The organism is Paenisporosarcina sp. P4_B8 (assembly GCF_056402175.1).
Genome location: NZ_JBFUHX010000007.1, coordinates 141,179 through 164,503, shown reverse-complemented (window position 1 = coordinate 164,503; position 23,325 = coordinate 141,179). Strand labels below are relative to the sequence as shown.

28 protein-coding genes are annotated in these 23,325 nt (G+C 38.5%); 19 read left to right on the top strand and 9 right to left on the bottom strand.

Going from position 1 to position 23,325, the window contains the following annotated elements:
* Positions 1-296: 296 nt before the first annotated feature.
* Positions 297-572, top strand: coding sequence for a hypothetical protein (locus AC1DSK_RS09125; RefSeq protein WP_477548677.1), 276 nt, complete (start codon positions 297-299; stop codon positions 570-572).
* A gap of 25 nt (positions 573-597) precedes the next feature.
* Here AC1DSK_RS09125 and AC1DSK_RS09120 read toward each other — a convergent pair whose 3' ends face one another.
* The 4 genes from AC1DSK_RS09120 to AC1DSK_RS09105 all read right to left on the bottom strand — a co-directional run bounded on the left by AC1DSK_RS09120 (position 598) and on the right by AC1DSK_RS09105 (position 3,708).
* Positions 598-990, bottom strand: coding sequence for an SET domain-containing protein (locus tag AC1DSK_RS09120; RefSeq protein ID WP_016427498.1), 393 nt, complete (start codon positions 988-990; stop codon positions 598-600).
* Positions 991-1,140: 150 nt separating this feature from the next.
* Entirely contained in the window at positions 1,141-2,082 is a 942-nt protein-coding gene (locus AC1DSK_RS09115) for a metal ABC transporter substrate-binding protein (protein WP_477548676.1), read from the bottom strand.
* A 19-nt stretch (positions 2,083-2,101) separates the two neighbouring features.
* Entirely contained in the window at positions 2,102-2,965 is an 864-nt protein-coding gene (locus tag AC1DSK_RS09110; RefSeq protein WP_477548693.1) for a metal ABC transporter permease, read from the bottom strand.
* Positions 2,965-3,708 carry a metal ABC transporter ATP-binding protein gene (locus tag AC1DSK_RS09105; protein WP_477598188.1) on the bottom strand — a complete coding sequence of 248 codons (744 nt, stop codon included), beginning with the start codon at positions 3,706-3,708 and terminating at the stop codon, positions 2,965-2,967. Before AC1DSK_RS09105 ends, AC1DSK_RS09110 begins: the two co-directional genes overlap by 1 nt.
* Before the next feature lie 335 nt (positions 3,709-4,043).
* On the opposite strand from AC1DSK_RS09105, the gene glpK reads away from it, so the two are divergent.
* The 6 genes from glpK (at position 4,044) to AC1DSK_RS09075 (ending at position 9,701) form a co-directional block, all read left to right on the top strand.
* Positions 4,044-5,534, top strand: coding sequence for a glycerol kinase GlpK (gene glpK / locus AC1DSK_RS09100; RefSeq protein WP_477548015.1), 1,491 nt, complete (start codon positions 4,044-4,046; stop codon positions 5,532-5,534).
* Between the two features lie 12 nt (positions 5,535-5,546).
* On the top strand, positions 5,547-7,190 hold the full coding sequence (locus tag AC1DSK_RS09095) for a glycerol-3-phosphate dehydrogenase/oxidase (RefSeq protein WP_477548014.1): 1,644 nt from the start codon (positions 5,547-5,549) through the stop codon (positions 7,188-7,190).
* On the top strand, positions 7,190-8,110 hold the full coding sequence (locus AC1DSK_RS09090; protein WP_477548013.1) for a lysophospholipase: 921 nt from the start codon (positions 7,190-7,192) through the stop codon (positions 8,108-8,110). Before AC1DSK_RS09095 ends, AC1DSK_RS09090 begins: the two co-directional genes overlap by 1 nt.
* On the top strand, positions 8,107-9,036 hold the full coding sequence (gene miaA / locus AC1DSK_RS09085; RefSeq protein WP_477548012.1) for a tRNA (adenosine(37)-N6)-dimethylallyltransferase MiaA: 930 nt from the start codon (positions 8,107-8,109) through the stop codon (positions 9,034-9,036). Before AC1DSK_RS09090 ends, miaA begins: the two co-directional genes overlap by 4 nt.
* Before the next feature lie 67 nt (positions 9,037-9,103).
* Positions 9,104-9,331: an RNA chaperone Hfq gene (gene hfq, locus AC1DSK_RS09080; RefSeq protein WP_477548011.1), complete on the top strand. Its 228-nt coding sequence runs from the start codon at positions 9,104-9,106 to the stop codon at positions 9,329-9,331.
* A 70-nt stretch (positions 9,332-9,401) separates the two neighbouring features.
* A complete protein-coding gene (locus tag AC1DSK_RS09075; protein WP_477548010.1) occupies positions 9,402-9,701 on the top strand; it encodes a rhodanese-like domain-containing protein in 300 nt (99 codons plus the stop codon).
* A 26-nt stretch (positions 9,702-9,727) separates the two neighbouring features.
* Here the strand turns inward: AC1DSK_RS09075 and AC1DSK_RS09070 are convergent, their stop codons facing one another.
* Positions 9,728-10,345, bottom strand: coding sequence for a trimeric intracellular cation channel family protein (locus AC1DSK_RS09070; protein ID WP_477548009.1), 618 nt, complete (start codon positions 10,343-10,345; stop codon positions 9,728-9,730).
* 155 nt (positions 10,346-10,500) lie between these two features.
* Here AC1DSK_RS09070 and AC1DSK_RS09065 point away from each other — a divergent pair, with 155 nt between their 5' ends.
* The 3 genes from AC1DSK_RS09065 (at position 10,501) to glnA (ending at position 13,639) form a co-directional block, all read left to right on the top strand.
* Positions 10,501-11,766, top strand: coding sequence for a methionine gamma-lyase family protein (locus AC1DSK_RS09065; protein WP_477548008.1), 1,266 nt, complete (start codon positions 10,501-10,503; stop codon positions 11,764-11,766).
* A gap of 111 nt (positions 11,767-11,877) precedes the next feature.
* Positions 11,878-12,258, top strand: coding sequence for a MerR family transcriptional regulator (locus tag AC1DSK_RS09060; protein WP_016427486.1), 381 nt, complete (start codon positions 11,878-11,880; stop codon positions 12,256-12,258).
* A gap of 46 nt (positions 12,259-12,304) precedes the next feature.
* A complete protein-coding gene (gene glnA / locus AC1DSK_RS09055; protein ID WP_016427485.1) occupies positions 12,305-13,639 on the top strand; it encodes a type I glutamate--ammonia ligase in 1,335 nt (444 codons plus the stop codon).
* Between the two features lie 142 nt (positions 13,640-13,781).
* Here glnA and AC1DSK_RS09050 read toward each other — a convergent pair whose 3' ends face one another.
* Positions 13,782-13,955, bottom strand: a complete 174-nt coding sequence (locus tag AC1DSK_RS09050; RefSeq protein ID WP_477598186.1) for a hypothetical protein — start codon at positions 13,953-13,955, stop codon at positions 13,782-13,784.
* 225 nt (positions 13,956-14,180) lie between these two features.
* Between AC1DSK_RS09050 and AC1DSK_RS09045 the strand changes: the two genes are divergently transcribed.
* The 3 genes from AC1DSK_RS09045 to AC1DSK_RS09035 all read left to right on the top strand — a co-directional run bounded on the left by AC1DSK_RS09045 (position 14,181) and on the right by AC1DSK_RS09035 (position 16,034).
* Entirely contained in the window at positions 14,181-14,348 is a 168-nt protein-coding gene (locus tag AC1DSK_RS09045) for a hypothetical protein (protein ID WP_477548007.1), read from the top strand.
* A gap of 189 nt (positions 14,349-14,537) precedes the next feature.
* On the top strand, positions 14,538-15,608 hold the full coding sequence (rlmN, locus tag AC1DSK_RS09040; RefSeq protein ID WP_016427482.1) for a dual-specificity RNA methyltransferase RlmN: 1,071 nt from the start codon (positions 14,538-14,540) through the stop codon (positions 15,606-15,608).
* A gap of 180 nt (positions 15,609-15,788) precedes the next feature.
* Complete coding sequence (locus AC1DSK_RS09035) at positions 15,789-16,034, top strand: phage holin (protein WP_016427481.1); 246 nt, start codon at positions 15,789-15,791, stop codon at positions 16,032-16,034.
* Positions 16,035-16,279: 245 nt separating this feature from the next.
* Here the strand turns inward: AC1DSK_RS09035 and lexA are convergent, their stop codons facing one another.
* Positions 16,280-16,900 (bottom strand): transcriptional repressor LexA, encoded by a 621-nt coding sequence (lexA, locus tag AC1DSK_RS09030; RefSeq protein WP_016427480.1) that lies wholly within the window; start codon positions 16,898-16,900, stop codon positions 16,280-16,282.
* Between the two features lie 170 nt (positions 16,901-17,070).
* Here lexA and yneA point away from each other — a divergent pair, with 170 nt between their 5' ends.
* The 6 genes from yneA (at position 17,071) to AC1DSK_RS09000 (ending at position 21,330) form a co-directional block, all read left to right on the top strand.
* A complete protein-coding gene (gene yneA / locus AC1DSK_RS09025; RefSeq protein ID WP_477548006.1) occupies positions 17,071-17,388 on the top strand; it encodes a cell division suppressor protein YneA in 318 nt (105 codons plus the stop codon).
* On the top strand, positions 17,388-18,047 hold the full coding sequence (locus AC1DSK_RS09020; RefSeq protein WP_477548005.1) for a YneB family resolvase-like protein: 660 nt from the start codon (positions 17,388-17,390) through the stop codon (positions 18,045-18,047). Before yneA ends, AC1DSK_RS09020 begins: the two co-directional genes overlap by 1 nt.
* Positions 18,048-18,114: 67 nt before the next feature.
* Positions 18,115-18,348, top strand: coding sequence for a DUF896 domain-containing protein (locus AC1DSK_RS09015; RefSeq protein WP_269924832.1), 234 nt, complete (start codon positions 18,115-18,117; stop codon positions 18,346-18,348).
* 88 nt (positions 18,349-18,436) lie between these two features.
* A complete protein-coding gene (gene tkt / locus AC1DSK_RS09010) occupies positions 18,437-20,443 on the top strand; it encodes a transketolase (protein WP_477548004.1) in 2,007 nt (668 codons plus the stop codon).
* Positions 20,444-20,577: 134 nt separating this feature from the next.
* Positions 20,578-21,033: a sporulation inhibitor of replication protein SirA gene (gene sirA / locus AC1DSK_RS09005; protein WP_477548003.1), complete on the top strand. Its 456-nt coding sequence runs from the start codon at positions 20,578-20,580 to the stop codon at positions 21,031-21,033.
* 78 nt (positions 21,034-21,111) lie between these two features.
* Positions 21,112-21,330, top strand: a complete 219-nt coding sequence (locus AC1DSK_RS09000) for a YneF family protein (protein ID WP_016427474.1) — start codon at positions 21,112-21,114, stop codon at positions 21,328-21,330.
* Between the two features lie 74 nt (positions 21,331-21,404).
* Here AC1DSK_RS09000 and AC1DSK_RS08995 read toward each other — a convergent pair whose 3' ends face one another.
* Positions 21,405-22,337, bottom strand: coding sequence for an alpha/beta hydrolase (locus tag AC1DSK_RS08995; RefSeq protein ID WP_477548002.1), 933 nt, complete (start codon positions 22,335-22,337; stop codon positions 21,405-21,407).
* A gap of 11 nt (positions 22,338-22,348) precedes the next feature.
* The gene (locus AC1DSK_RS08990) at positions 22,349-23,251 is read right to left on the bottom strand and encodes a hydroxymethylglutaryl-CoA lyase (protein ID WP_477548001.1); all 903 of its coding nucleotides are present in this window, start codon (positions 23,249-23,251) and stop codon (positions 22,349-22,351) included.
* Positions 23,252-23,325: the final 74 nt, after the last annotated feature.

The following is a 23,325-nucleotide window of genomic DNA, read 5'->3' as shown; positions in this document are numbered from 1 at the left end:
TATCATTGGTCAACGAAATTATATATTTAATGAGTACCCTACGATTGCATATTCAATGATATCTTTAATGTTGCTTGGATATTATATCTTTTTTAGAGAATTGTTTTCATTAATAAAAATGAAGAAATCTGAAAGAGACACATCAGCTAAGGAAATTAGATGATTTTTGCTCAAAAAGGAAGAACCGAATACAAGTTCACCTATATGTGAATAATCGCCTCGAAAAAATCAATGTATAACAAGTGTCCCTCACGGTAATGCTTTGTAAAAAGTAATTTGCTAAAGGAGACTATTCAATGACTGAGTTTCCAATCATACATACAAATGTTTGGGATGCACTATGGGCTATCCCTGTAATTATAATATTGCTCCTCATCCTCAAATTCCTTGTTCACGTACCTTCAAAATATATCCCTACGTGTGCAACCTTGATTGGTTTATTCATTTCGATTTTCATCAGTCATCCCGATAACCTTTCTGCTGGAATATTCATGGGGTTTTTCTATAGTGCTGCAGCAATCGGCACATATGCATCAATTAAAACAACATTGAAATCATATCGAACATCATAAAAAAACCCAACACTTGACTAGAAAACTAGTCAGTTGTTGGGTTTTCTTTGTTAAACCACAATGGATCTTCATTATCGACTTCACCATTATAGTTAATCAAAACTTCTTCTCCAGCTTTAATATCTTTGTAAGCGAAGAAATCAAAAGTGTGATTATCAAAGTTAATGTCATACACAGCATTCGGTTGATACGAATGATTGAATAGCATGCCATAACCGAGCACTAATGCAGTATGGTTTATGCCATATTCAAATGCATAGTCCGCAAGCAACGTCTTTTCTACATGCTCATGCTCTTCATTTGGGTAGGGTAAAACTGGTGCTTCGTGAATCAGTTCACCTTTTTTAATATCACGCGTAGCAAAAACGCCACGATTTAATTCTCCATCACTTAATGTTGATGTTTTTATTTCAATCATTGATTTCACCTTCTCGATTCGATTGTCTGTAAAAGACATGCACGTTTGGGAAAATATTATTGTATCTTTACCCTTCACGACAGCTACAAGTATACCACGTCAAATCGCAATCGGTAGGGTAAACGATAAATCAACGTCGAAGCGACCCCATTATTTTTCAGTCAAGCCTTTGAAGATTGTATCAATATTCCATTCCATCATCTTGATATATGTGTCACCATCTTCACCGGGCTTGCCGATGGAGTCGGTGAAAACTTTTCCGTAAATAGGTACACCAGTTTCAGCAGATACGGATTCCATACTACGTGGATCGATGCTCGTTTCTACGAAAAGTACTGGATCTTCTTTAGAGCGGATATAATCAACGACTTTACTTACTTGTTCAGGGGAGCCCTGGTTTTCTGAATTAATTTCCCAAATATAAGCCGCTTCAAATCCATATGCCTCTGAAAAATATTTAAAAGCACCTTCACTAGTAATTAAAATTCTTTTTTCTTGAGGAATTTCGTTGTAACGGGCAACTGCTTCTTCATGTAACTTCTTCAATTCAGCAATATAGGCTTCCGCATTTTTTTCGTATTCAGCCGCATGATCTGGATCGACTTTCACTAATGCATTTTTGGCGTTTTCAGCATATATAATGCCGTTACGGATGTCCAGCCATGCATGAGGATCTTCTTCTGATTCTTTGCCTTTAGTCGTTAGATGTTTAGGTTCAACACCTTCACTTAATCGGAAAACCGGTGCATCTTTTTCGGACTTTCCTGCCGTGAGGAGGAGTTTCTCAAACCAAGAGTTTCCTCCTTCAAGATTTAAACCATTGTAAAAGACAACATCTGCATCAGTAGTCAATTGCACATCTTTTGGCAATGGATCGTACTCATGCGGATTTGAACCAACGGGTGCTAGTGTATGAACTTCGACTCGATCGCCGCCAACATTTTTAACGATATCGTAAATGATCGAATAGGTAGCGACGACTTGAATTTTCCCATTGTCATCTGTTTCATTGCCATTTTCTTTTGTACAACCTGAAAGTAGTAGCAGCAATAGAATACTCATCGTGCTTAATAAATATAGTGTTTTTTTCATGTTTATCCTCCAGAAATAATTAAGATTGAGAATGCATTTCTCGTTTTCGCGCACTTTTTAGTGATCTCCAGACCAATCCTTGCTTCGGCGAAAATAAAAAGGCGAGAATGAATAATACAGTTGCCGCAAGTACAATTGTTGCACCTGAAGCCAAATTATATGTGTAGCTGAAATATAAGCCGAGTATGGATGATAATATTCCGATTCCAGCTGATAGATAAATCATGACCCACAGTCGATCGGTTAACAAATAAGCTGTCGAGGCCGGAGTGATGAGCATTGCCACCACTAGAATAATTCCTACGGTTTGTAAAGAAGCGACTGTCACCAAAGTCAGTAGCGCCATTAAAAAGTAATGAATGGCTTTTGTAGGAAGTCCATATGCTGCTGCCATCGTTGGATCAAATGAACTGACAAGAAGTTCTTTATAAAAGACAAAGATACTGATTAGAACAAAGATCCCAATCACCAATGTTGACATCATTTCTGTCGGTCTAACGGCCAGTACATTCCCGAATAGGATATGGTACAAATCAGTACTGCTTTTCATAAGCGTAATGAGAATAATCCCAGAGGCAAATGCAGCAGTAAACATAATACCAATTGATACGTCATTTTTAATTCGACTGTTTTGGCTGATAAATCCGATGCCGATGGCAGTCAGAATTCCTGTAAAGACAGCACCGATGAAAAAGTTAATTCCTAACATGTATGACAATGCCACACCTGGAAGGACTGCGTGAGAAATTGCATCACCCATTAAGGCCATGCCCCGTAAAATAATAAAGCATCCAATAACCCCGCAAATAATTCCGACCATTATCGACGTGAGCAATGCCTTTTGTAAAAATTCATATTGAATTACAGCATCAATAAAATTCATCATGATGTCACCTCCGTGCCCACAATTGGAGAGAAGTGATTGGTGTAAGCTTTGTTCAGTACGGTAGGTTGGAATACTTTCTCGACAATGCCGTGCTCAATCAATTCTTTATTAAGCAAAATCAATTCATTGAAATAATCGCTTGCTTTGCTCAAATCATGGTGAACAACAACGACTGTTTTTCCGCTATCGCGAAGTTCTTTCAAAATGGAAATGATTTTTTCTTCACTCGTTACATCAACACCTACGAATGGTTCATCCAGAAAATACATTTCAGGTTTTTGTGCCAATGCACGTGCAAGAAATACTCTTTGTTGCTGTCCGCCTGAAAGCTCACCAATTTGGCGATTGCCATAATCGGCCATGCCAACTTTCTTTAAACATTCTAAAGCCCAAGCTTTTTGTTCTTTTTTAGGACGCTTGAAAATTCCTAAGTTTGGATAGGTGCCAATTAGGACTGTGTCCATAACGGTAATAGGGAAATCCCAGTCAATATTGCTGCGTTGAGGAACATAAGCAACTTTCGTCTTCATTTCCTTTATCGATTTTCCGAGTATTTCAACTTTACCTGTATCTTTTTTAATGAGATTCAATAGAACTTTCAGCAGGGTGGATTTCCCTGCTCCATTGGGTCCTATGATACCAACCAATTTTCCTTCTTCGACTGTAAAACTGACATTTCTTAACGCTTCGTTTCCGTTGTATGATACAAATAAATCGCTTACGGCAATAGCTGTTGTCATTTCTAATCCCTCCTGATAATTAAATATCTATATGCGTCATATTTTTATATAAAAATAATTATTTCCTAATCGAAAAAAAGTTTCCTTAGAACAACTATATGCGACAACGTTCAATAAAGCAACTACAGAATAGTGTGAATATATATTAGAAAGCTTGATAGTGCAGGAAAATTCATATCATAAAGAAAAACTTATTAACTAAATTTCACGATAAAACGCAAGGCGTGTTTCATGTACATTCATTTAGGAAAAACAGTATAATTAAAGGAAATAATTTCTTAAAAAATGGCACGATGCATTAGTTGTCAGGAATGATCTTTCAAGGAGGATTAAGTATGGGCGAGTATATAATGGCGATTGACCAGGGAACAACGAGTTCAAGAGCAATCCTATTTAATCAAAAAGGTGAAATTGTACATACGGCACAAAAAGAATTTCAGCAGTATTTTCCAAAGCCGGGCTGGGTCGAACATAACGCAAATGAAATCTGGGGTTCAGTCCTATCGGTAATTGCCGCAGTATTGACTGAGAGTGGTATTCAACAGACAGAGATTGATGGTATTGGTATTACGAATCAACGCGAAACGACCGTTGTGTGGAACAAAAAGACCGGTCGACCGATTTATAATGCCATTGTTTGGCAATCCCGGCAAACACAAAAAATTGTGGACGAACTGAAAGAGGAAGATTTGGAAACGTGGTTTCAGCAAAAAACTGGCCTACGTTTAGATCCCTATTTTTCAGGGACAAAAGTTAAATGGATCTTGGAAAATGTTGATGGTGCTAAAGATTTAGCAGATCAAGGGGATTTGTTATTTGGAACGATTGATACGTGGTTGATTTGGAAGTTGTCAGGTGAGAAAGTACATACGACCGATTACTCAAATGCGTCACGGACATTATTATTTAATATCCATGACTTAAAATGGGATGAAGAAATTTGCGAGAAATTAAACATTCCATTAACTATGCTTCCAAAAGTTGCATCCTCTTCTGAAGTGTATACAAAAACTGATCCAGCTGTTTTCTATGGAGCTGCGGTGCCAATAGCCGGAGTTGCTGGAGATCAACAGGCAGCACTTTTTGGTCAATGCTGCTTTGACAAAGGGATGGCGAAAAACACTTACGGTACGGGCTGTTTTATGTTATTAAATACTGGTGAAACCGCCGTTACATCGGATAATGGTTTGTTGACAACAATCGCATGGGGAGTGGAAGGTCGAGTTACGTATGCATTGGAAGGAAGTGTGTTTGTTGCAGGATCTGCCATTCAATGGTTGCGTGATGGGCTTCGAATGGTGAAAAATGCTGCTGACAGTGAATCTTATGCTAAAAAAGTGGATTCAACGGACGGGGTATACGTTGTGCCGGCTTTTGTTGGACTCGGTACACCCTACTGGGATTCAGATGCCCGAGGTGCAATTTTCGGATTAACTCGAGGTACTTCAAAAGAACATTTCATTCGCGCTACAATCGAATCTCTTGCCTACCAGACAAAAGATGTTCTTGATGCTATGGAACAGGATGCGGGCATGAAAGTAGAAACGTTACGTGTAGACGGTGGCGCAGTTAATAATGAATTTTTGATGCAGTTTCAGAGTGATATGCTTCAGCTTGATGTTGAATTAGCAAAATTAAACGAATCAACAGCTCTTGGTGCTGCTTACTTGGCAGGATTAGCTACTGGTTTTTGGTCGGATCTAAAAGAAATCGAAAAAATGCGCAGCAGCAAAAAAACATATACACCTCAACTGGAAGAAACGAAGCGACAGGAACTTTACGGTGGTTGGCAAAAAGCAGTGGAAGCAACTCGACTGTTTAAATAAGGGGAGATCGTCATGTTTTCAGCAATTGGACGTCCAAAACAAATCAAGACTTTAAATACGTTTCAATTCGATTTACTCGTCATCGGTGGAGGAATTACGGGTGCCGGAATTGCACTTGACGCCGTCACTCGAGGTCTGTCAGTAGCTTTAGTTGAAATGCAGGACTTCGCTGCCGGTACGTCCAGTCGATCCACCAAACTTGTTCACGGAGGACTTCGTTATCTGAAGCAATTCGAAGTTCAGATGGTGGCGGAAGTGGGGAAAGAGCGTGAAATCGTATATGAAAATGCAGTTCATGTAACAGAACCAGAGTGGATGCTATTACCGTTTCATAAAGGCGGAACATTTGGACCGCTTTCGACTTCAGCCGGACTTCGCGTTTATGATTTCTTGGCGGGAGTCAAACGGGACGAACGCCGTAAAATGTTAACATCAGAAGAAACAGTGAAGAAAGAACCCCTGTTGAAAACATCAGGACTTCGTGGTGCGGGATACTATGTGGAGTATCGTACTGATGATGCGCGTTTGACAATTGAAGTCATAAAAAAAGCGGCTGAAAAAGGAGCCGTTTGCGTAAACTATGTGAAAGCCGAGTCCTTCATTTATGAACAAGGACGAATTGTCGGCGTAGAAGTAGTAGATCAACTTTCCGGAGAACTAGCGACGATTCATGCCACTCAGATGGTCAATGCAACCGGTCCTTGGGTAGATCAAGTCCGTGCCAAAGATTCAATTGAAAATGGCAAACAGCTTCGAATGACAAAGGGTATACATGTTGTAGTGGATCAAACGGATTTCCCGTTAAAGCAAGCGGTTTATTTTGATACACATGATGGGCGCATGATATTTGCGATACCCCGTAATGGCAAAACCTATGTCGGAACCACGGACACATTTTACGAAAATGACCCGAAGAATCCTGTTGCAACCAGTAAAGATGTGACTTACATATTAGAAGCCATTACATCTATGTTTCCAAGTATAAGGTTAACTCCGAGACAAGTTGAGTCGACATGGGCCGGTGTAAGGCCACTTATTTTTGAAGAAGGAAAAAATCCATCCGAAATTTCCCGCAAAGATGAAATTTGGGAATCGTCAAGCGGTCTGATTACGATTGCAGGTGGCAAACTGACAGGATATCGCAAAATGGCGGAGATGGTTGTCGATCGTGTAATTAAAAAATCCACTTTTTCTTATGGTGCCTCCATAACAAAAAATCTTCCATTATCAGGGGGAGATGTAGGTGGATCAAATCGTTTTTCATCTTTTGTTGAAATGAAAGCTCTGGAAGGTCAACGGTATGGCTTAACGTATGACGAGGCTCTCCAACTGGCATCTTTTTATGGAACAAATGTCGATCATTTATTTGCCTACGCGAGCGTTCTACAGGGAAATGCCTTTGATTTGCCACTGCCACTAGCTGCTAGACTTGCGTATGGAATACAATTCGAAATGACTTGTACACCGTCAGATTTTTTTGTGCGTAGAACGGGAGATTTATATTTCAACATTGAAGAAGTTTATTCGTATAAAAAACAAGTGTGTCAAATGATGAAAGCACAACTTGGCTACACGGAAAATCAAATGGAATATTATCTTTTTGTTTTAAAAAATCAACTGAATGCAGCAACATCATTCCGAGAGGAGCATGCATAATGACGAAAAGCATCCATTATGTAAAGATGTCAGATGGACATGAAGTCTATACAGTTGTCTATAAACCCGAGAACCCACCAATTGGTCATGTCCATATATTGCATGGCATGGCGGAGCATATCGGACGATATGAAGAGTTTGCACAATTTTTGGCTACCAAAGGATATGTCGTGTCTGGGCATGACCATCGGGGACATGGTTTCACTGGACAAAAAAATAATCAAAAGGGATTCTTTGCAGAAAAGGACGGCTTTGATCGAGTGACGGAAGATGTCCGGGAAGTTTTACAGGATGTTAGAAAAGATTTTACTTGTGAAAGCCCCATTCTTTTTGCTCACAGCATGGGCTCATTCATTGGCAGACGCTATATACAAAAATATGGTCACTCCATTTCAAAAATCGTTTTATCTGGTACAGGAGGTCCTGCTGGATTCTCTGGAAAAGTTGGGAAATTAATCGCCAAGGGATTTGCTCGAGTAAAAGGAACTCAAATTGAGAATCCATTATTGAACAAGTTGTCGTTCGGAAAATTCAATAAAGGTGTTACAGATGCTAAAACAGAATTTGATTGGTTATCGACAGATTCTGATGAAGTCCAAAAGTATATTGATGATCCTTATTGTGGATTTGTAGCAAGTAACCAATTCTTTGTTGATTTAATCACAGGCATAAATAAGATACATGAAATGAAAGAGATGGATGAAATTCCAAAACAACTCCCAATTTTGATGATATCTGGTGCGTTGGATCCCGTAAGTCAAAATGGTAATCAACTTTGGGGAGTTGCTGAAAAATATAAGAAAGCAGGACTTACTGATATTACGGTTGTTTTAATTGAAGGAAAAAGACACGAATTACTAAACGAGATTAATAAAGAAGAGACATTTGAATTGATTATTAATTGGATGGAGAAAAAATGAATGAATTAGAAGTGTTAGCCATAGTTGGACCTACCGCATCCGGTAAAACAGCCCTATCAATTAAGCTTGCTAAATTGCTGGACGGTGAAGTAATTAATGGTGATTCCATGCAAGTTTATAAAGGACTTGATATCGGTACAGCCAAAATCACATCAGACGAAATGGAAGGGATTCCTCACCATTTACTGGATATAAAACAGCCAGAAGAATCTTTCTCGGTAGCAGAATACCAAAAAATAGTACGAGCAAAAATCGCAGAAATTAGAGCAAAAGGAAAATTGCCTATTCTAGTTGGCGGTACCGGGCTTTATGTACAATCTGTTTTATATAATTTTCACTTTACTGAGGAGCGGGTCGATGAGACCGTCCGCAACAAATATTATGAACAACTTGCAGAACTGGGTCCCCTTGCGATGCATGAGAAACTTAAACAAGTAGACCCTCGAAGTGCCGCGGAGATTCATCCTAATAATACACGCAGAGTGGTAAGGGCGTTAGAAATCGCAGAGCATTCGGATACAACTAAATCTGCCGAACCACAAAACCAGGGACATGAACCCATGTATCGACATGTGATTCTCGGACTTGATGTTGAAAGGGAAATTCTCTATGAGCGCATTAATTTGCGTGTCGACCGCATGATCGAACGAGGTTTGGTCCAGGAAGCGAAGCTTCTATGGGATAATGATATTAGGGATACTCAGTCAGTACAGGCTATTGGTTATAAAGAAATATTCTCTTATTTCAGAGAAGAAATATCATTGGCAGAAGCCATCGAACAAATTAAGCAAAATTCACGCCGATATGCAAAGAGACAATTAACTTATTTCCGCAATAAGCTGCCTGTCGTTTGGATTGAACCAGAGATTACTTTATCGGAAATTCTTCCGATAATTAATCGCAATATGCAGGAATCCCATCATTAATAGCGAATACTATCAGTGATAATAAATTTACAACCCATACGTGAGTTGAAATTGGAGGAACCAAACAATGAAATCGATCAATATGCAAGATACATTTTTAAATCAAGTAAGAAAAAATAATATATTTGTGACGGTCTTTTTATTAAACGGTTACCAACTAAAAGGACTTATTAAATCTTATGATAATTTCACAGTGTTGCTGGAATCAGAAGGAAAGCAGCAAATGATTTATAAACACGCTATTTCTACGTTTGTACCGGCGAAAGCAATTTCTATTTCCACTGACGAAGCATAATCAATTGTTTGATTGTATACCCTCTAGGATATATCATAAGGGTTGTATTTAATTGATTGGAGGAACAAACATGAAAACGATTCAACCTGAAGAGTTACAAGCAAGACTTGATGCAGGGGAAACAGTTCATATGATAGATGTACGTGAAGCTGATGAAGTTGCTAACGGTATGATTCCTGGTGCGCAGCATTTACCATTGGGGTTAGTTGAATATAAACACCAAGAATTAGATAAAACGAAAGAATATGTCATGGTATGTCGCTCTGGTGGACGCAGTGGACAAGCTTGTCAGTTCTTGGAATCACAAGGCTTTGACGTAACAAACCTTTCTGGTGGCATGCTGGATTGGAAAGGTGAAGTAGAACTATAAAAAAACAGCTTAACTCGAATAATGAGTTAAGCTGTTTTTTCGGTTTGTTGTAAAGAACGAAATGGCAGGCGCCATTTATTCATATATGAAACAACACGTAAAGCTGTTGTAATCATGAACAATACATAAAGTGATACGTCGCTTGCGGCTAGTCCCACCCCAATAACTAATCCAGTAATCGCTGCCCATACTGCATATACTTCATTTCGCAAGATTAAAGGTTTTCGTTTCGCTAGGACATCACGGACAATACCACCACCCGAACCAGTCAGGACTGCAGCCACTACCGTTGCATTAAGAGGCAATCCGAGCTGAACAGCGAACAAGGCACCTTGAATGGCAAAAGCAGACAAGCCGATTGCATCGAAGAAATTTCCCCAACGATTCCAATGTTTCAATAAGTTTTGTGGGAATAAGAAGACTGCGGTAATTGCAATAAGGGCAATTTGGAACATCATTTCCTGCTCCCAAAGTGCAGATACCGGTACACCTATAAGTAAATTTCGAATTGCTCCACCACCAAAGGCTGTTACAATTCCAAGTAAATACACCCCGAATAAATCATATTCTTCTTCCATGGCAACAATTGCACCAGAAACCGCGAACGCAATTGTTCCAATAATACTTAATACTTCCCAAGCCACTTCACATTCCTCCAGAATTCAATAGAACGGATTAAATTGTAGCAGATTTTCAGTCAATTACAATACTTTTCAGCCAGCTATCAATATAATTAGTTGACGATAGTAGTGGGACTGATAAGATGAAAAAGGAAAATAGAAGAATTGAGGCATATATCATGACATTTCGAACAATTTTGACACCAAAATTATTAAATGAAGCCAAGCAAATGGAACAACTCGTTTCTGCTCAACAAGAAGCGGCGGATCATATCGCTTTTTTCAATCAGGAGAAAGTTATCACTGCATTTCGCAATAATCAAGTCAGCGATTTTCATTTACATCCTTCGACTGGGTATGGCTACGATGATGAAGGAAGAGACAATCTGGAAAGAGTTTATGCTGAAGTATTCGGGAGCGAGGCAGCACTCGTCAGAGCACAGATTATTTCCGGAACACATGCTATAACAATCAGTTTATTTGGCGTGCTCCGTCCTGGTGACGAACTATTATATATAACAGGTAAGCCATATGATACATTGCAATCAATTGTAGATGGGGGAGAAAAGGACACGGGGTCATTAAAGGACTTTAATATCTCCTATCAACATGTCGATTTACAAGAAGACGGACAAATCGATTGGACTAAAGTGGAACTGGCCATATCTGAGAAAACGAAAGTCATAGCAATTCAACGTTCAAAAGGGTATGCAAACCGCCCGTCGTTTACCATTGAACAAATTGAAGTGATGACAAAAAAAATTCGGGCCTTAAAACCGCAAGCTATTATTTTTGTCGATAACTGTTATGGGGAATTTGTAGAAGAGCTTGAACCGACTAACGTTGGAGTCGATTTGATGGCAGGGTCCCTTATTAAAAATCCAGGTGGTGGACTTGCGAAAATCGGAGGATATATAGCTGGTAGAAAAAAATATGTAGATATGTGTGCTTACCGCATGACTTCTCCGGGTATAGGAGGAGAGGCGGGCGCATCCTTGAATACATTAGCTGATATGTATCAAGGATTTTTCTTGGCACCACATGTTGTTGCACAAGCGGTCAAAGGTGCCATCTTTACTTCAGCGATGCTTGAAAACATCGGCATGGATACGTCTCCTAATTACATGGAAAAACGCACGGACCTCATCCAGTCCGTATCTTTTAAAACGGCTGAACAAATGATACGTTTTTGCAAAGCTATTCAAGCCAATTCTCCAATTAATGCACATTTCGCACCCGAGCCCGCATATATGCCAGGATATGAAGATGATGTCATTATGGCTGCTGGTACTTTTATTCAAGGCTCAAGTATCGAATTAACAGCAGACGGTCCCATCAGACCTCCCTATACAGCATATATCCAAGGTGGATTAACATATGAACATGTGAAATTCGCGATTCTGTCAGCGGTACAACAATTGCAATCAGAAGATCTTGAAAAATAAAATCGTCCTCCTATTTTGGAGGATTTTTTTCATGTTAGATAATATGACATGCACTTGACAGGAAACCTCACATATATTATGATAAGACTTGTGAAAGTGGAGGTGAGCTTTGTGAGTCAGCAATTAAGAAGGTCAATGCCATTATTACCAATTAGCATCGTCATGCAGCTGACAGAGTTGACTGCACGGCAAATTCGCTATTATGAGGATCATGATTTGATACATCCTGCCCGTACTGAAGGTAATCGACGAATGTTTTCATTGATTGATGTCGACACTCTACTTGAAATCAAAGATTTTCTTGAGCAAGGAATCAATATGGCTGGAATAAAGAAATTGTTTGAAATGAAAAACCAACCAATTATCCAGGAAGCGAAAGCTCAATTAACGGATGCTGAATTACGTAATATCTTACGTATGGAAATGCAACAGGCAGGAAGATATCAGAAGGCTTCTTTAAGACAAGGGGATTTATCTCGTTTTTACCATTAAACGAGCATTATAAATATATAAATAATAATTGGGAGAGTGACAAGAAGTGAGCAAGTACACAAAAGGCGACATTCATAAGTTTGTTAAAGAGCAAGAGGTTAATTTTATCCGTTTACAATTTACTGATATTCTTGGGACGATTAAAAATGTTGAGATACCTGTAAGCCAGCTTGAGAAAGCTCTCGACAATAAAATGATGTTTGATGGTTCTTCAATCGAAGGTTTCGTACGAATTGAAGAGTCTGATATGTATTTAGTGCCAGATTTGAACACATGGGTAGTCTTCCCGTGGATTACTGGTAAAGGGAAAGTTGCAAGATTGATCTGTGACGTAAATAAAGCTGATGGGTCACCATTCCCAGGAGATCCCCGCAGTAACTTAAAACGTGTATTAAAAGAAATGGAAGAGTTAGGCTTTACAGATTTCAATTTAGGGCCAGAGCCAGAATTTTTCTTATTCAAATTAGATGAACACGGTGAGCCTACGCTTGAACTAAATGACGCTGGTGGCTATTTTGACTTAGCTCCAATGGATTTAGGGGAGAACTGCCGACGTGATATCGTTCTAGAATTAGAAGAAATGGGCTTTGAAATCGAAGCTTCCCATCACGAAGTAGCTCCAGGTCAACATGAAATTGACTTTAAATATGCAGATGCTGTAACTGCATGTGATAATATTCAAACGTTTAAATTAGTTGTTAAAACAATTGCCCGTAAACACGGATTGCATGCGACATTCATGCCTAAACCATTGTTTGGTGTGAATGGATCAGGGATGCATATGAACGTTTCATTATTCAAAGGTAAAGAGAATGCGTTCTTTGACGAGACGGGTGACCTGAAGTTAAGTGAAACAGCTTATCAATTCATGGCAGGTATTCTGAAACACGTTCAAGGATTTACAGCGATTACTAATCCGACAGTAAATTCTTACAAACGTCTAGTACCTGGATACGAAGCTCCATGTTACGTTGCATGGTCTGCACAAAACCGTAGCCCACTAATCCGTATCCCATCTTCACGCGGAGTAAGTACACGCGTAGAAGTGCGTTCAGTGGATCCAGCTGCTAACCCTTACTTAGCAATGGCAGTAATATTAAAAGCTGGTCTTGATGGAGTGAAAAACAAACTAACTCCACCAAAAGCAGTTGATCGCAACATTTATGTAATGAATAAAGAAGAACGTCTTGCAAATGGTGTAGAGGATCTTCCTGCTAATTTACATCTAGCTTTAGAAGAACTTGAAAAAAATAGTACGATACGTGAAGCTTTAGGCGAGCACATCTACGCTAACTTCGTGGATTCAAAAGAAATTGAATGGGATATGTTCCGTACATCCGTACACCCATGGGAGCGCGAACAATATTTGAAAATGTACTAAGAAAAAACGTTGGAGTCTTTAAGACTTCCAACGTTTTTTTTTTACGGAAAAAAGTACTTGAAAGATATGCAATAATTTTGCATATTTGGGATACAACATAAATTGGGTTGAGATACCATATAGGTCTCACCTTTAAATCGTATTATTTATTTTTCTTKTTGGTTTGTTGATTCTTGTTTTTGTTGTTAACAATATTTTTAGGGTGAGAATCAAATTCTGTAACAGCAAATTCTTCTTTCTGATTGTTGGGAGTTTTGTAGGTTCCAAAGGGGTTATGCGTTCTTTCATTCAATGTTTTTTTGTTGTTTTTACTCATGGATGTTCACCTCCTAGAATCTAATTTGCTCTGTATAGAAGGTTTTATTCTTAATGGACATTACTTCTTTTTAGGTGTTAATGACCTAGCCTTTTCACAAGGAAAGCATTAAAAATAGGATTAAATGTTCAGAGTTCGGGTATTAAATAATATGATTAAATCATTTAGTAACTTTCACTAAGCCCTCTTTTGTTGATAAAGGAGGGTTTAGTGGGAGGTGATTAAATGCGAAAAGTCAAAGGTGTCAAAAGTTTGATGGCTTATTTCGATTCAGTAAATTACCCAATCGATCTTATAGCGCGAAAAGAAGTACTTCACATAAGTCCTATAAGCGTTATCCTTCAATTTGATCTAAATCATATCGACTGGTGGATTAAAGCACATATAAAATAAGCATTGACAAAACCCTACTTATTATTCAGTAGGGTTTTGTTAATAAAGTGGATAAAAGTCATTCGAGAATAAAGAATGTGTTTAAGTTCATAATGAAAGAAAGTATCATTGAAAATTCAATCAGTTGTTATGTTCGCTTGTTTCTAGTAGAATGAGTACTGATTTTGTTTTATGAAAAGAGGATATCAAATGAAAACATCTATTTTTGGATTGACATTGGAACAGCTGACAGCATGGCTTTTAGATAACGGACAAAAAAAATACCGAGCAGAGCAAATTTGGGATTGGTTATATATAAAGCGTATTACTGAGTTTTCACAAATGGCAAACATCAGTAAAGAATGTATTCATTTACTGGAAGAAAACTTCGTTCTTTATACACTAGAACAAAGCGTTAAGCAGGAATCAGCAGACGGTACCATTAAATTCCTGTTTAAAATGAAAGATGGAAATTTAATTGAAACTGTTCTGATGAGATTCAAGTATGGCTTATCAGTCTGTGTGACGACGCAAGTTGGATGTAACATCGGATGTAGTTTTTGTGCAAGTGGTTTACTGAAAAAGAGTCGTGATTTATCTTCAGGAGAAATTGTGGAGCAAATCATGAAAGTTCAGCAACATTTGGATACAGTGAAAAAAGACGAGAGAGTGAGCCATATTGTTGTAATGGGAATTGGCGAACCTTTTGATAACTATTCAAATTTGATGAGTTTCCTAAATGTAGTAAACTCACAAAAAGGACTTGCGATTGGTGCGCGTCATATCACCGTATCAACAAGTGGTATTGTTCCTAAAATTTATGACTACGCTGACGAAGGTTTGCAGGTTAACCTCGCAATTTCAATTCATGCACCGACAAATGAATTGCGAACACGAATCATGAAAATCAATAAAGCTTATCCAATTGAAAAATTAATGGATGCGATTGATTACTATTTAGAAAAAACAAACCGACGAATTACATTTGAATATATCCTGTTACGCGATGTAAACGATCATGTGGAAGAAGCGGTGAAACTAGCCAAATTGCTTGAAAACAAGCGTCACCTTTCATATGTCAATTTAATTCCTTATAACCCGGTTGATGAGCACGGACAATATCAACAAAGTACGCCAGAAGCTATCAGTGCGTTTTACGATGCACTAAAGAAAAAAGGAATTAACTGTGGAGTACGACATGAACAAGGTGCAGATATTGATGCTGCATGTGGTCAGTTAAGAAGTAAACAAATAAAAAAAGCTGATAAAGCGACAACATAATTAAACAAAAGACGAAAAACGCCTCCATAAATAGGGGGCGTTTTTCGTCTTTTTATGAATTTTTTTAGTGGAATCAAAAGAAATACCCATTTTTATTTCAAAAAAATAAGGGAATTAATACTAGCTCCCAACTTATTGTCATATGATGAGCTAACACCAAAATAATAAGGAGGTTTACTTGTGAGCGAAACAAATAATCACGCTCCGTTTGATAAAATGATGATCGTTCGGACAGTAGTTCTTTTATTAGCTTGGCTCAATCAATATTTGGTCATAAAAGGCAATAGTCCATTGCCCATCAGTGATACGGAGATTACGGCTTTCATTACTTTTGCAGCATCTATGTGGGCCTGGTGGAAGAACAATGATGTTCGTTTTAAAGCAAGAAGAAATACACAGTATTTAAAGGATAAAGGGTTAAAGTAAACTATTAAAATTTCGGAAATTTAGTTTAACACAAAAAAAGTGCACAAAAAGGCCGACTGAAGATGAAAATGTCAGTCGGCGTGATATCGGCTCATTTACTAGTATAGCATAGACACCATAAGTCTACAAGATTATTTTAAGAGTGATAATTCAACTAAGATTTACATACAATTGATATAACTTCACAAAAAAGGCTAATCCAAAGTCTATGCATTAGACAAATGGATCAGCCTTTTATTAATAATTTAATGGATTTGACGATAAACCCCAACGACTTTACCAAGTATCGAAACTTGTTCAACGATTATTGGCTCCATTGATGAGTTTTCAGGTTGAAGGCGGAAATATGATTTTTCTTTAAAGAACCGTTTAACAGTAGCTTCATCATCTTCAGTCATGGCAACAACGATATCACCATTATTTGCAGTTTGCTGCTGTTTCACGACAACATAGTCACCATTTAAAATTCCGGCTTCTATCATACTATCTCCCATAATTTCCAGCATGAAGAGATTGTCTTCTGAAGTTCCGAAAGTCTCAGGAAGAGGGAAGAACTCTTCAATATTTTCAATGGCAGTAATAGGCAATCCTGCAGTAACTTTACCGATTAAAGGCACATTAACAACGTTTGGTCGTATTTCTGTGACGTTATCAAGCTCTAAAATTTCAATAGCACGTGGCTTTGTAGGGTCGCGTCTTATTAATCCTTTGCTTTCCAATCGAGCTAAGTGACCATGAACTGTCGAGCTAGAAGCAAGTCCAACCGCTTCGCCGATTTCACGTACGGAAGGTGGATACCCTTTTTTTCGAACTTCATCTTTTATAAAAGCTAATATATCTTCTTGTCGTTTCGAAACTTTTTTCAACTAGTTCACCTCTTCACCTAAATGGTTGTCTCTTTCATCTAAGAGTATTATAACAATCCGACTATAAAAATGCAAACATAGGTTCTAATTATTGTTGACAAGAAACAAGTGTTCGGTTTATAGTGAGAGCATATATTCCGAACAAACATTCGGTTCGAGGAGGAAACAACATGAATTGGATAAAAAACAATCAATTTATTTCTTTATTAATAGCAGTAACTTTGGGTTGCACACTATTTTTTGTGCACTTTAATGTTAACCATGAGGAATCTTACAATGAAATCTACATAAAAGATGGAGATACACTCTGGACGCTATCTGAAAAATATCGTGGTAATACACCAAAACAGGATTGGATTTCTGAAGTGATGGTAGCAAACAACCTAAATTCACAAATGATTCATTCAGGTGATTCTTTAATTATTCCAGACTCTCTACAACAATACGCACCAGATCATGGAGTGGAATATGCGGGAGACACAGAGTGATGGATAATTCTAATTCCGTTGTATTATATTGCCGTGTCAGTACGGAAAAAGAGGCTCAGGAGACGTCGCTGTCCCGCCAAGAAGAAGAATTACGCCAGTTCGCTCTTGAACAGAATTATTTTGTCTGGGACGTATTCATTGATCAACATAGTGGTTACTCTGTAGAACGAGAAGGATTGCTTGATTTACTGGATTATGTAAAACAACATTCAATTTCAACCGTTTTAATTCAGGATGAGACAAGGTTGGGACGAGGTAATTCACGAATGGCTATTTTACATATGCTAAAAAAATTAGAGGTTCAAGTTATTTCTTTAAACGATGGCGGTTCAATCCGATTGAATGAAATGGATACGATGATGTTGGAAATTTTAGCGCTGGTAGAAGAATACCAACGAAAATTGCATAATGCGAAAATTCGTAGAGGGATGAGAAGGGCAGTAGAACACGGTTTCAAGCCTGAAAATAATCTCAGAGATCAAGGGAATCCAGAAGGAAGAGAACGAAAAGATATTCCTATCGAAGAAATTGTGAAATTGCGAAATAACGGACTGACCTATGAAGAAATTGCTTCGACACTGAGAGGTTTCGGTTTTCCTGTGAGCAAAGCCACAGTTCATCGAAGATATATTGAGTATAAAGAAAGACTTGGAGGCTAAATACTTGCGCTCCAAGTCTTTTTTGCATACCTTTTAATAAGGTTATTAGAAGAAAGGTGTGTTTTGAATGTTATCTCCTGATAAAATTTCACGAATTAATGAATTGTCCAAAAAATCCAAGTCTGTGGGTCTTACTATAGAAGAAGCGAAAGAACAAACGTCCTTACGAAAAGAATATCTTGAAACGTTTCGTTCATCCATGAGAAGTACCATTGAAAATGTTAAAGTGGTTGATCCAGAAGGCAATGATGTTACACCAGATAAAGTGAAAGCGTTAAAAGAAAAGAAATTTCTGAATTAAATCAACATTTGCTAACCGTTGTCAGTTTATCAAAAGTTGACTACACTAAGGAATGAAGAAAACTTCTGTATCAGAAAGGATGTCAAGTATGTCTCAACACGTAGATCATTTAGCCATCAGTACTATCCGCACGTTATCAATCGATGCGATTGAAAAAGCAAATTCAGGTCATCCAGGTTTACCAATGGGTGCAGCCCCTATGGCTTATACTCTTTGGACGAAACATTTACGTCATAATCCGGAAAATCCTAACTGGTTTAATCGTGACCGTTTTGTATTATCTGCGGGCCATGGTTCCATGTTGCTTTATAGCTTATTGCACTTAGGTGGTTATGATTTACCAATGGAAGAGCTTAAAAACTTCCGACAATGGAATTCTAAAACACCAGGACATCCTGAATACGGTCATACTGCTGGAGTTGAAGCTACAACAGGACCACTTGGACAAGGGATAGCTATGTCAGTTGGTATGGCAATGGCTGAGCGCCATTTAGCTGCGGTTTACAATAAACCGAACCATGAAGTTGTAGATCATTACACTTATGCTTTATGTGGTGATGGGGACTTAATGGAAGGTGTTGCTGCGGAAGCCATTTCACTAGCAGGACACTTGCAATTGGATAAACTAATTGTATTGTACGACAGTAATGATATCTCGTTGGACGGGGATTTGAATAAATCTTTCTCTGAAAAAATTCAGAAACGCTTTGAGTCTTATGGTTGGAACTATTTGCATGTAGCGGATGGGAATTCACTAGAAGATCTTTCAAATGCTATTGAAACGGCTAAAAACCATAAAGGACAACCAACTCTTATTGAAGTGAAAACAGTCATTGGTTTTGGCTCTCCAAACAAATCTGGTAAATCAGATGTTCACGGCGCGCCATTAGGTAAAGATGAGGCACTGCTTACAAAAGAAAGCTACAAATGGACTTTCGAGCAAGACTTCCATGTACCGGAAGAAGTTTATGCTGCTTTTAAAGAGTCAGCTGAAAAACTTGGCGGAGCAAATGAAGCTTCTTGGAACGAACAATTTGCATCTTATAAATCAGAATATCCAGAGCTTGCACAACAGTTGGAGCTTGCAATTAAAGGGGATCTTCCTGAAAATTACGATTCAGAAATTCCAGTTTATGAAGTTGGTACTTCTCATGCAACTCGTTCATCTTCTGGTGACGTTTTGAATGCAATCGCAAAAACTGTCCCTTCATTCTTCGGAGGAAGTGCGGATTTAGCTGGTTCAAATAAGACGACAATCAAAGGTGCGGGTGATTTCTCAAGCGACTCGTACGAAGGCCGTAACATTTGGTTCGGTGTTCGTGAATTTGCGATGGGTGCTGCCTTGAACGGTATGGCCCTACATGGTGGTTTACACGTATTTGGCGGTACATTCTTCGTATTCAGCGATTATGTACGACCAGCTGTACGTTTATCAGCATTAATGGGACTTCCTGTTACTTATGTATTTACACATGACAGTATTGCAGTTGGAGAAGATGGTCCAACGCATGAGCCGGTTGAACAATTGGCATCATTGCGTGCTATGCCAAACTTGTCCGTCATTCGTCCGGCAGATGCCAACGAATCGGCAGAAGCTTGGAAATTAGCTGTTTCATCTAAATCAGTGCCAACAGCGTTGATTTTATCTAGACAAAACTTACCGGTTCTAGAACACTCTGCTGCTCGAGCAGCTGAAGGTGTTGCAAAAGGAGCTTATGTTGTTTCTCCTGCAAACAAAGAACTGGCAGACGCATTGCTCTTAGCAACGGGTTCTGAAGTTTCACTTGCTGTGGATGCACAACAACTGTTAGCAGAAGAAGGAATTGATGTAGCAGTTATTTCGATGCCGTCATGGGATCGCTTTGAACAGCAAGATGCCGAATATAAAAATAGTGTCTTGCCGAAAACGGTCAAAAAACGTTTGGCTATCGAAATGGGCGTATCATTTGGCTGGGAACGTTACACAGGTGACGAAGGCAGTGTATTAGGAATCGATCGTTTTGGTGCAAGTGCACCAGGAGAAATCGTTATGAAAGAGTTTGGTTTCTCTAAAGAAAACGTAGTAGCGCGTGTGAAATCTTTATTGAATAAATAATGAAAAAACAAGTAGTGTGCATTCGCCTCTACTTGTTTTTTTTCGTCAATAAAAGTGACCAAGCAGAATCGCAGTTCGACAACTTTAGCGAAGTGCACCCTTTATACTTAATAAAAAAAGTGGGGGTTTAACATATGCGCACATATAAAATTTTTCACATTAAAAAAGCATACCAACCTTTCGTTTTAGGCCGGGAAAAAATGCTTCAGGAAATACTGGGAAGAGACAATTTGCAAAGTAACCAGGATCATAATGAGATGACATATGTGTGCGAGAAAATAGATGAAGAATTCATCAAGCAAAGTTTGGAGAGAAAACTTAGTCGTTTGTTTTCGCATAACGAACAGGCTATGCATAAACTGTTGCTTGAACATCCATTAAAAGGCACCATTCAAATGAAGTTTGAACCATATTGTGTACATGTGTGGTGTAAGGGGTCCCATATGCTTGATTTGGATTTATTTGCAGGGTTTTCCGATTCTAGTGATTGCTATATGGCTTTCCAGCAAGAAGAAGCATCCTTTGGCTGGCTTAAGCCAATCAAAGTAGGATCCATTCATTCATTTACAGAAATTCTGGACTTCGCCTAGTAAGGAGAAGGGTTTTGTTGTATAATCCTTCTTGGAGATAGAAAGTAAGGTTAAACACCGAGAAGGGGGAAAACAACAATGCAATTATGGTTAGCAATTACTTTAATCATCGTGGCGTTAGTAGGTGGAGCTGTAATCGGTTTTTATGGCGCCCGTCAATATATGATGAAGTATTTAAAAGAGAACCCACCAATCAATGAACAAATGCTTCGCATGATGATGGCTCAAATGGGTCGTAAACCATCTGAAAAACAAGTGAAACAAATGATGAACCAAATGAATAAAATGCAAAAATAAAAAATAGCACTCCGCGAGTGCTATTTTTTATTGGTTATTATATCTAGTTCTGATAGGTAATCCGACTTATGTTTTTATAATGTTGGTAAAAGATCATAGGTGTGAAGGAATTCTGCGACTGTTTTTTCATATTCCTCAGCATTTTGATTATATGACTGTGCATGGGGACCAATTTCAAATAGTTTTAATTGTTTTGGTCCTTGCTTCAACTCATACAGTTCTTTAGTCATTTCAGGCAAAATGAAATCGTCAGGTAAACTATGAATGAATAAGACCGGTTTCTCGATATGAGATACTGCTTCTCTAGGTGATACAAGTTTCATGGAATATCCGTCTCGTACCCGTAAAAAGACATCCGCCAATTTTATTGCAAGACTTGAACGAAGTGGTGTTTCTTTTTTCATTAAGTACAGCAGTTGATCGGTAAAATCTGAAAACGCACAATCAGATATATAAAAATGAGCTTGATCTTCCAAAGTTCCAGCATACAGAATGGTTGTAGCGGCGCCCATCGACTCCCCATGAATCCCAATGATTGCATCTTCACCGGCATAGTTTTTAACTGCGTTGACTATTGCCTGTAAATCCATTTTTTCATAGTGACCGAAACTCGTTGTTTTCCCCCCAGAATCACCATGCCTACGATGATCATATACAACTGAATTAAAACCCAGCCGTTCAAAGAGACGGGCATATTTTACTGAATTTATTTTGTTTTCTGTGACACCGTGACAAATGACGACGAAGTTATTTGTGTCCAAAGGTTCCAGGAAAATTGCTTTAACCGGGTATCCATTAGGGCTGTCAATCCATTTCTCCGTTTTTCGTACTATATTGAACCAAGCCTCATCGAATCTTTTCGCAGTAATTTCACGATTTAAAATAAACGCATCATCTTTTTTCTTCAGATACATGAGTCGGTTTGTAAACACAAAACCAAAAATCGCCGCTCCTGCGGTCATAATACTCGAGAGAATACTGGTGATCCAAAGAATGCGACGCTTCATGGGAAATCCTCCTATGCTTGATTTAATTCGTATAATCTAAACATGCCCGTATCTATCGGTCTCGAAACGTGAGGAGCTATAATAGAAACCGCTTTACATAATTTATTCAGATCAATTCCTGTGTTTACTCCCATTGTATGTAACATATTCACGACATCTTCAGTTGCTACATTTCCTGTTGCCCCGGGCGCAAAAGGACAACCGCCCAGTCCACCAGCTGATGTATCGAATCGTGTTACACCTGCAAGAAGAGCCGCATAAATATTTGCTAAGCCCATTTTTCGTGTGTCGTGGAAATGCGCATTCATCAAAATTTGTGGAATTTCGCGAATCAGTAAAGTGAATAATTCATAACTTTCCTGTGGATTCGCCATGCCGATTGTATCGGCAACACTAAGTTCGTCAATACCCCAGCTTGCGAACTCTTTGCATAAAGCCAGCGTTTCATTAATGTCGATTTTCCCTTCATACGGACAATAAAAAGCCGTAGAGATACATGCCCGAACAAAAATTCCTTGTTGTTTTAAATCGATGATAACAGGTTTTAGTTCCTGCATGCTTTGCTCCGTTGTTTTATTTATGTTCTTTAAATTGAATGTATTACTGACACCTACAAAAACTGCTACATTTTTTGCTCCTGCAGAAAGTGCACGTTCCACTCCTTTAGAGTTGGGTGTTAGCACGATTTGACGTCCTTGCTTGTGAACCCCTTGTACAATCTCGGTTGCATCGGCCATTTGTGGGACCCATTTTGGAGATACAAACGAAGTGATTTCCATTTCTTCTATTCCAGCTGTTTGTAATGCTTGAATAAATGCAAGCTTATTTTCGGTTGAAACCTCATTTTTCTCATTCTGAAGACCATCTCTTGGACCGACCTCGATAATTGTCACATTGTTTGGTAAACTAAACATATCATCCCTCCTTCATTCTATTGTAATGATGAGATAGGGGTGCTAGCAAATATATTTTCTTAGGGGATTAGGGG

Excerpts from the sequence above, each read along its gene's own strand:
- AC1DSK_RS09075 (WP_477548010.1), top strand. The coding sequence starts at position 9,402 with ATGAAAACGATTCAACCTGAAGAGTTACAAGCAAGACTTGATGCAGGG.
- glpK (WP_477548015.1), top strand. The coding sequence starts at position 4,044 with ATGGGCGAGTATATAATGGCGATTGACCAGGGAACAACGAGTTCAAGA.
- AC1DSK_RS09020 (WP_477548005.1), top strand. The coding sequence starts at position 17,388 with ATGGATAATTCTAATTCCGTTGTATTATATTGCCGTGTCAGTACGGAA.
- AC1DSK_RS09065 (WP_477548008.1), top strand. The coding sequence starts at position 10,501 with ATGACATTTCGAACAATTTTGACACCAAAATTATTAAATGAAGCCAAG.
- AC1DSK_RS08995 (WP_477548002.1), bottom strand. The coding sequence starts at position 22,337 with ATGAAGCGTCGCATTCTTTGGATCACCAGTATTCTCTCGAGTATTATG.
- rlmN (WP_016427482.1), top strand. The coding sequence starts at position 14,538 with ATGAAAACATCTATTTTTGGATTGACATTGGAACAGCTGACAGCATGG.
- AC1DSK_RS09120 (WP_016427498.1), bottom strand. The coding sequence starts at position 990 with ATGATTGAAATAAAAACATCAACATTAAGTGATGGAGAATTAAATCGT.
- AC1DSK_RS08990 (WP_477548001.1), bottom strand. The coding sequence starts at position 23,251 with ATGTTTAGTTTACCAAACAATGTGACAATTATCGAGGTCGGTCCAAGA.
- AC1DSK_RS09045 (WP_477548007.1), top strand. The coding sequence starts at position 14,181 with ATGCGAAAAGTCAAAGGTGTCAAAAGTTTGATGGCTTATTTCGATTCA.
- AC1DSK_RS09110 (WP_477548693.1), bottom strand. The coding sequence starts at position 2,965 with ATGAATTTTATTGATGCTGTAATTCAATATGAATTTTTACAAAAGGCA.
- AC1DSK_RS09095 (WP_477548014.1), top strand. The coding sequence starts at position 5,547 with ATGTTTTCAGCAATTGGACGTCCAAAACAAATCAAGACTTTAAATACG.
- AC1DSK_RS09000 (WP_016427474.1), top strand. The coding sequence starts at position 21,112 with ATGCAATTATGGTTAGCAATTACTTTAATCATCGTGGCGTTAGTAGGT.
- yneA (WP_477548006.1), top strand. The coding sequence starts at position 17,071 with ATGAATTGGATAAAAAACAATCAATTTATTTCTTTATTAATAGCAGTA.
- sirA (WP_477548003.1), top strand. The coding sequence starts at position 20,578 with ATGCGCACATATAAAATTTTTCACATTAAAAAAGCATACCAACCTTTC.
- AC1DSK_RS09115 (WP_477548676.1), bottom strand. The coding sequence starts at position 2,082 with ATGAAAAAAACACTATATTTATTAAGCACGATGAGTATTCTATTGCTG.
- tkt (WP_477548004.1), top strand. The coding sequence starts at position 18,437 with ATGTCTCAACACGTAGATCATTTAGCCATCAGTACTATCCGCACGTTA.
- miaA (WP_477548012.1), top strand. The coding sequence starts at position 8,107 with ATGAATGAATTAGAAGTGTTAGCCATAGTTGGACCTACCGCATCCGGT.
- AC1DSK_RS09015 (WP_269924832.1), top strand. The coding sequence starts at position 18,115 with ATGTTATCTCCTGATAAAATTTCACGAATTAATGAATTGTCCAAAAAA.
- AC1DSK_RS09105 (WP_477598188.1), bottom strand. The coding sequence starts at position 3,708 with ATGACAACAGCTATTGCCGTAAGCGATTTATTTGTATCATACAACGGA.
- AC1DSK_RS09125 (WP_477548677.1), top strand. The coding sequence starts at position 297 with ATGACTGAGTTTCCAATCATACATACAAATGTTTGGGATGCACTATGG.
- AC1DSK_RS09090 (WP_477548013.1), top strand. The coding sequence starts at position 7,190 with ATGACGAAAAGCATCCATTATGTAAAGATGTCAGATGGACATGAAGTC.
- hfq (WP_477548011.1), top strand. The coding sequence starts at position 9,104 with ATGAAATCGATCAATATGCAAGATACATTTTTAAATCAAGTAAGAAAA.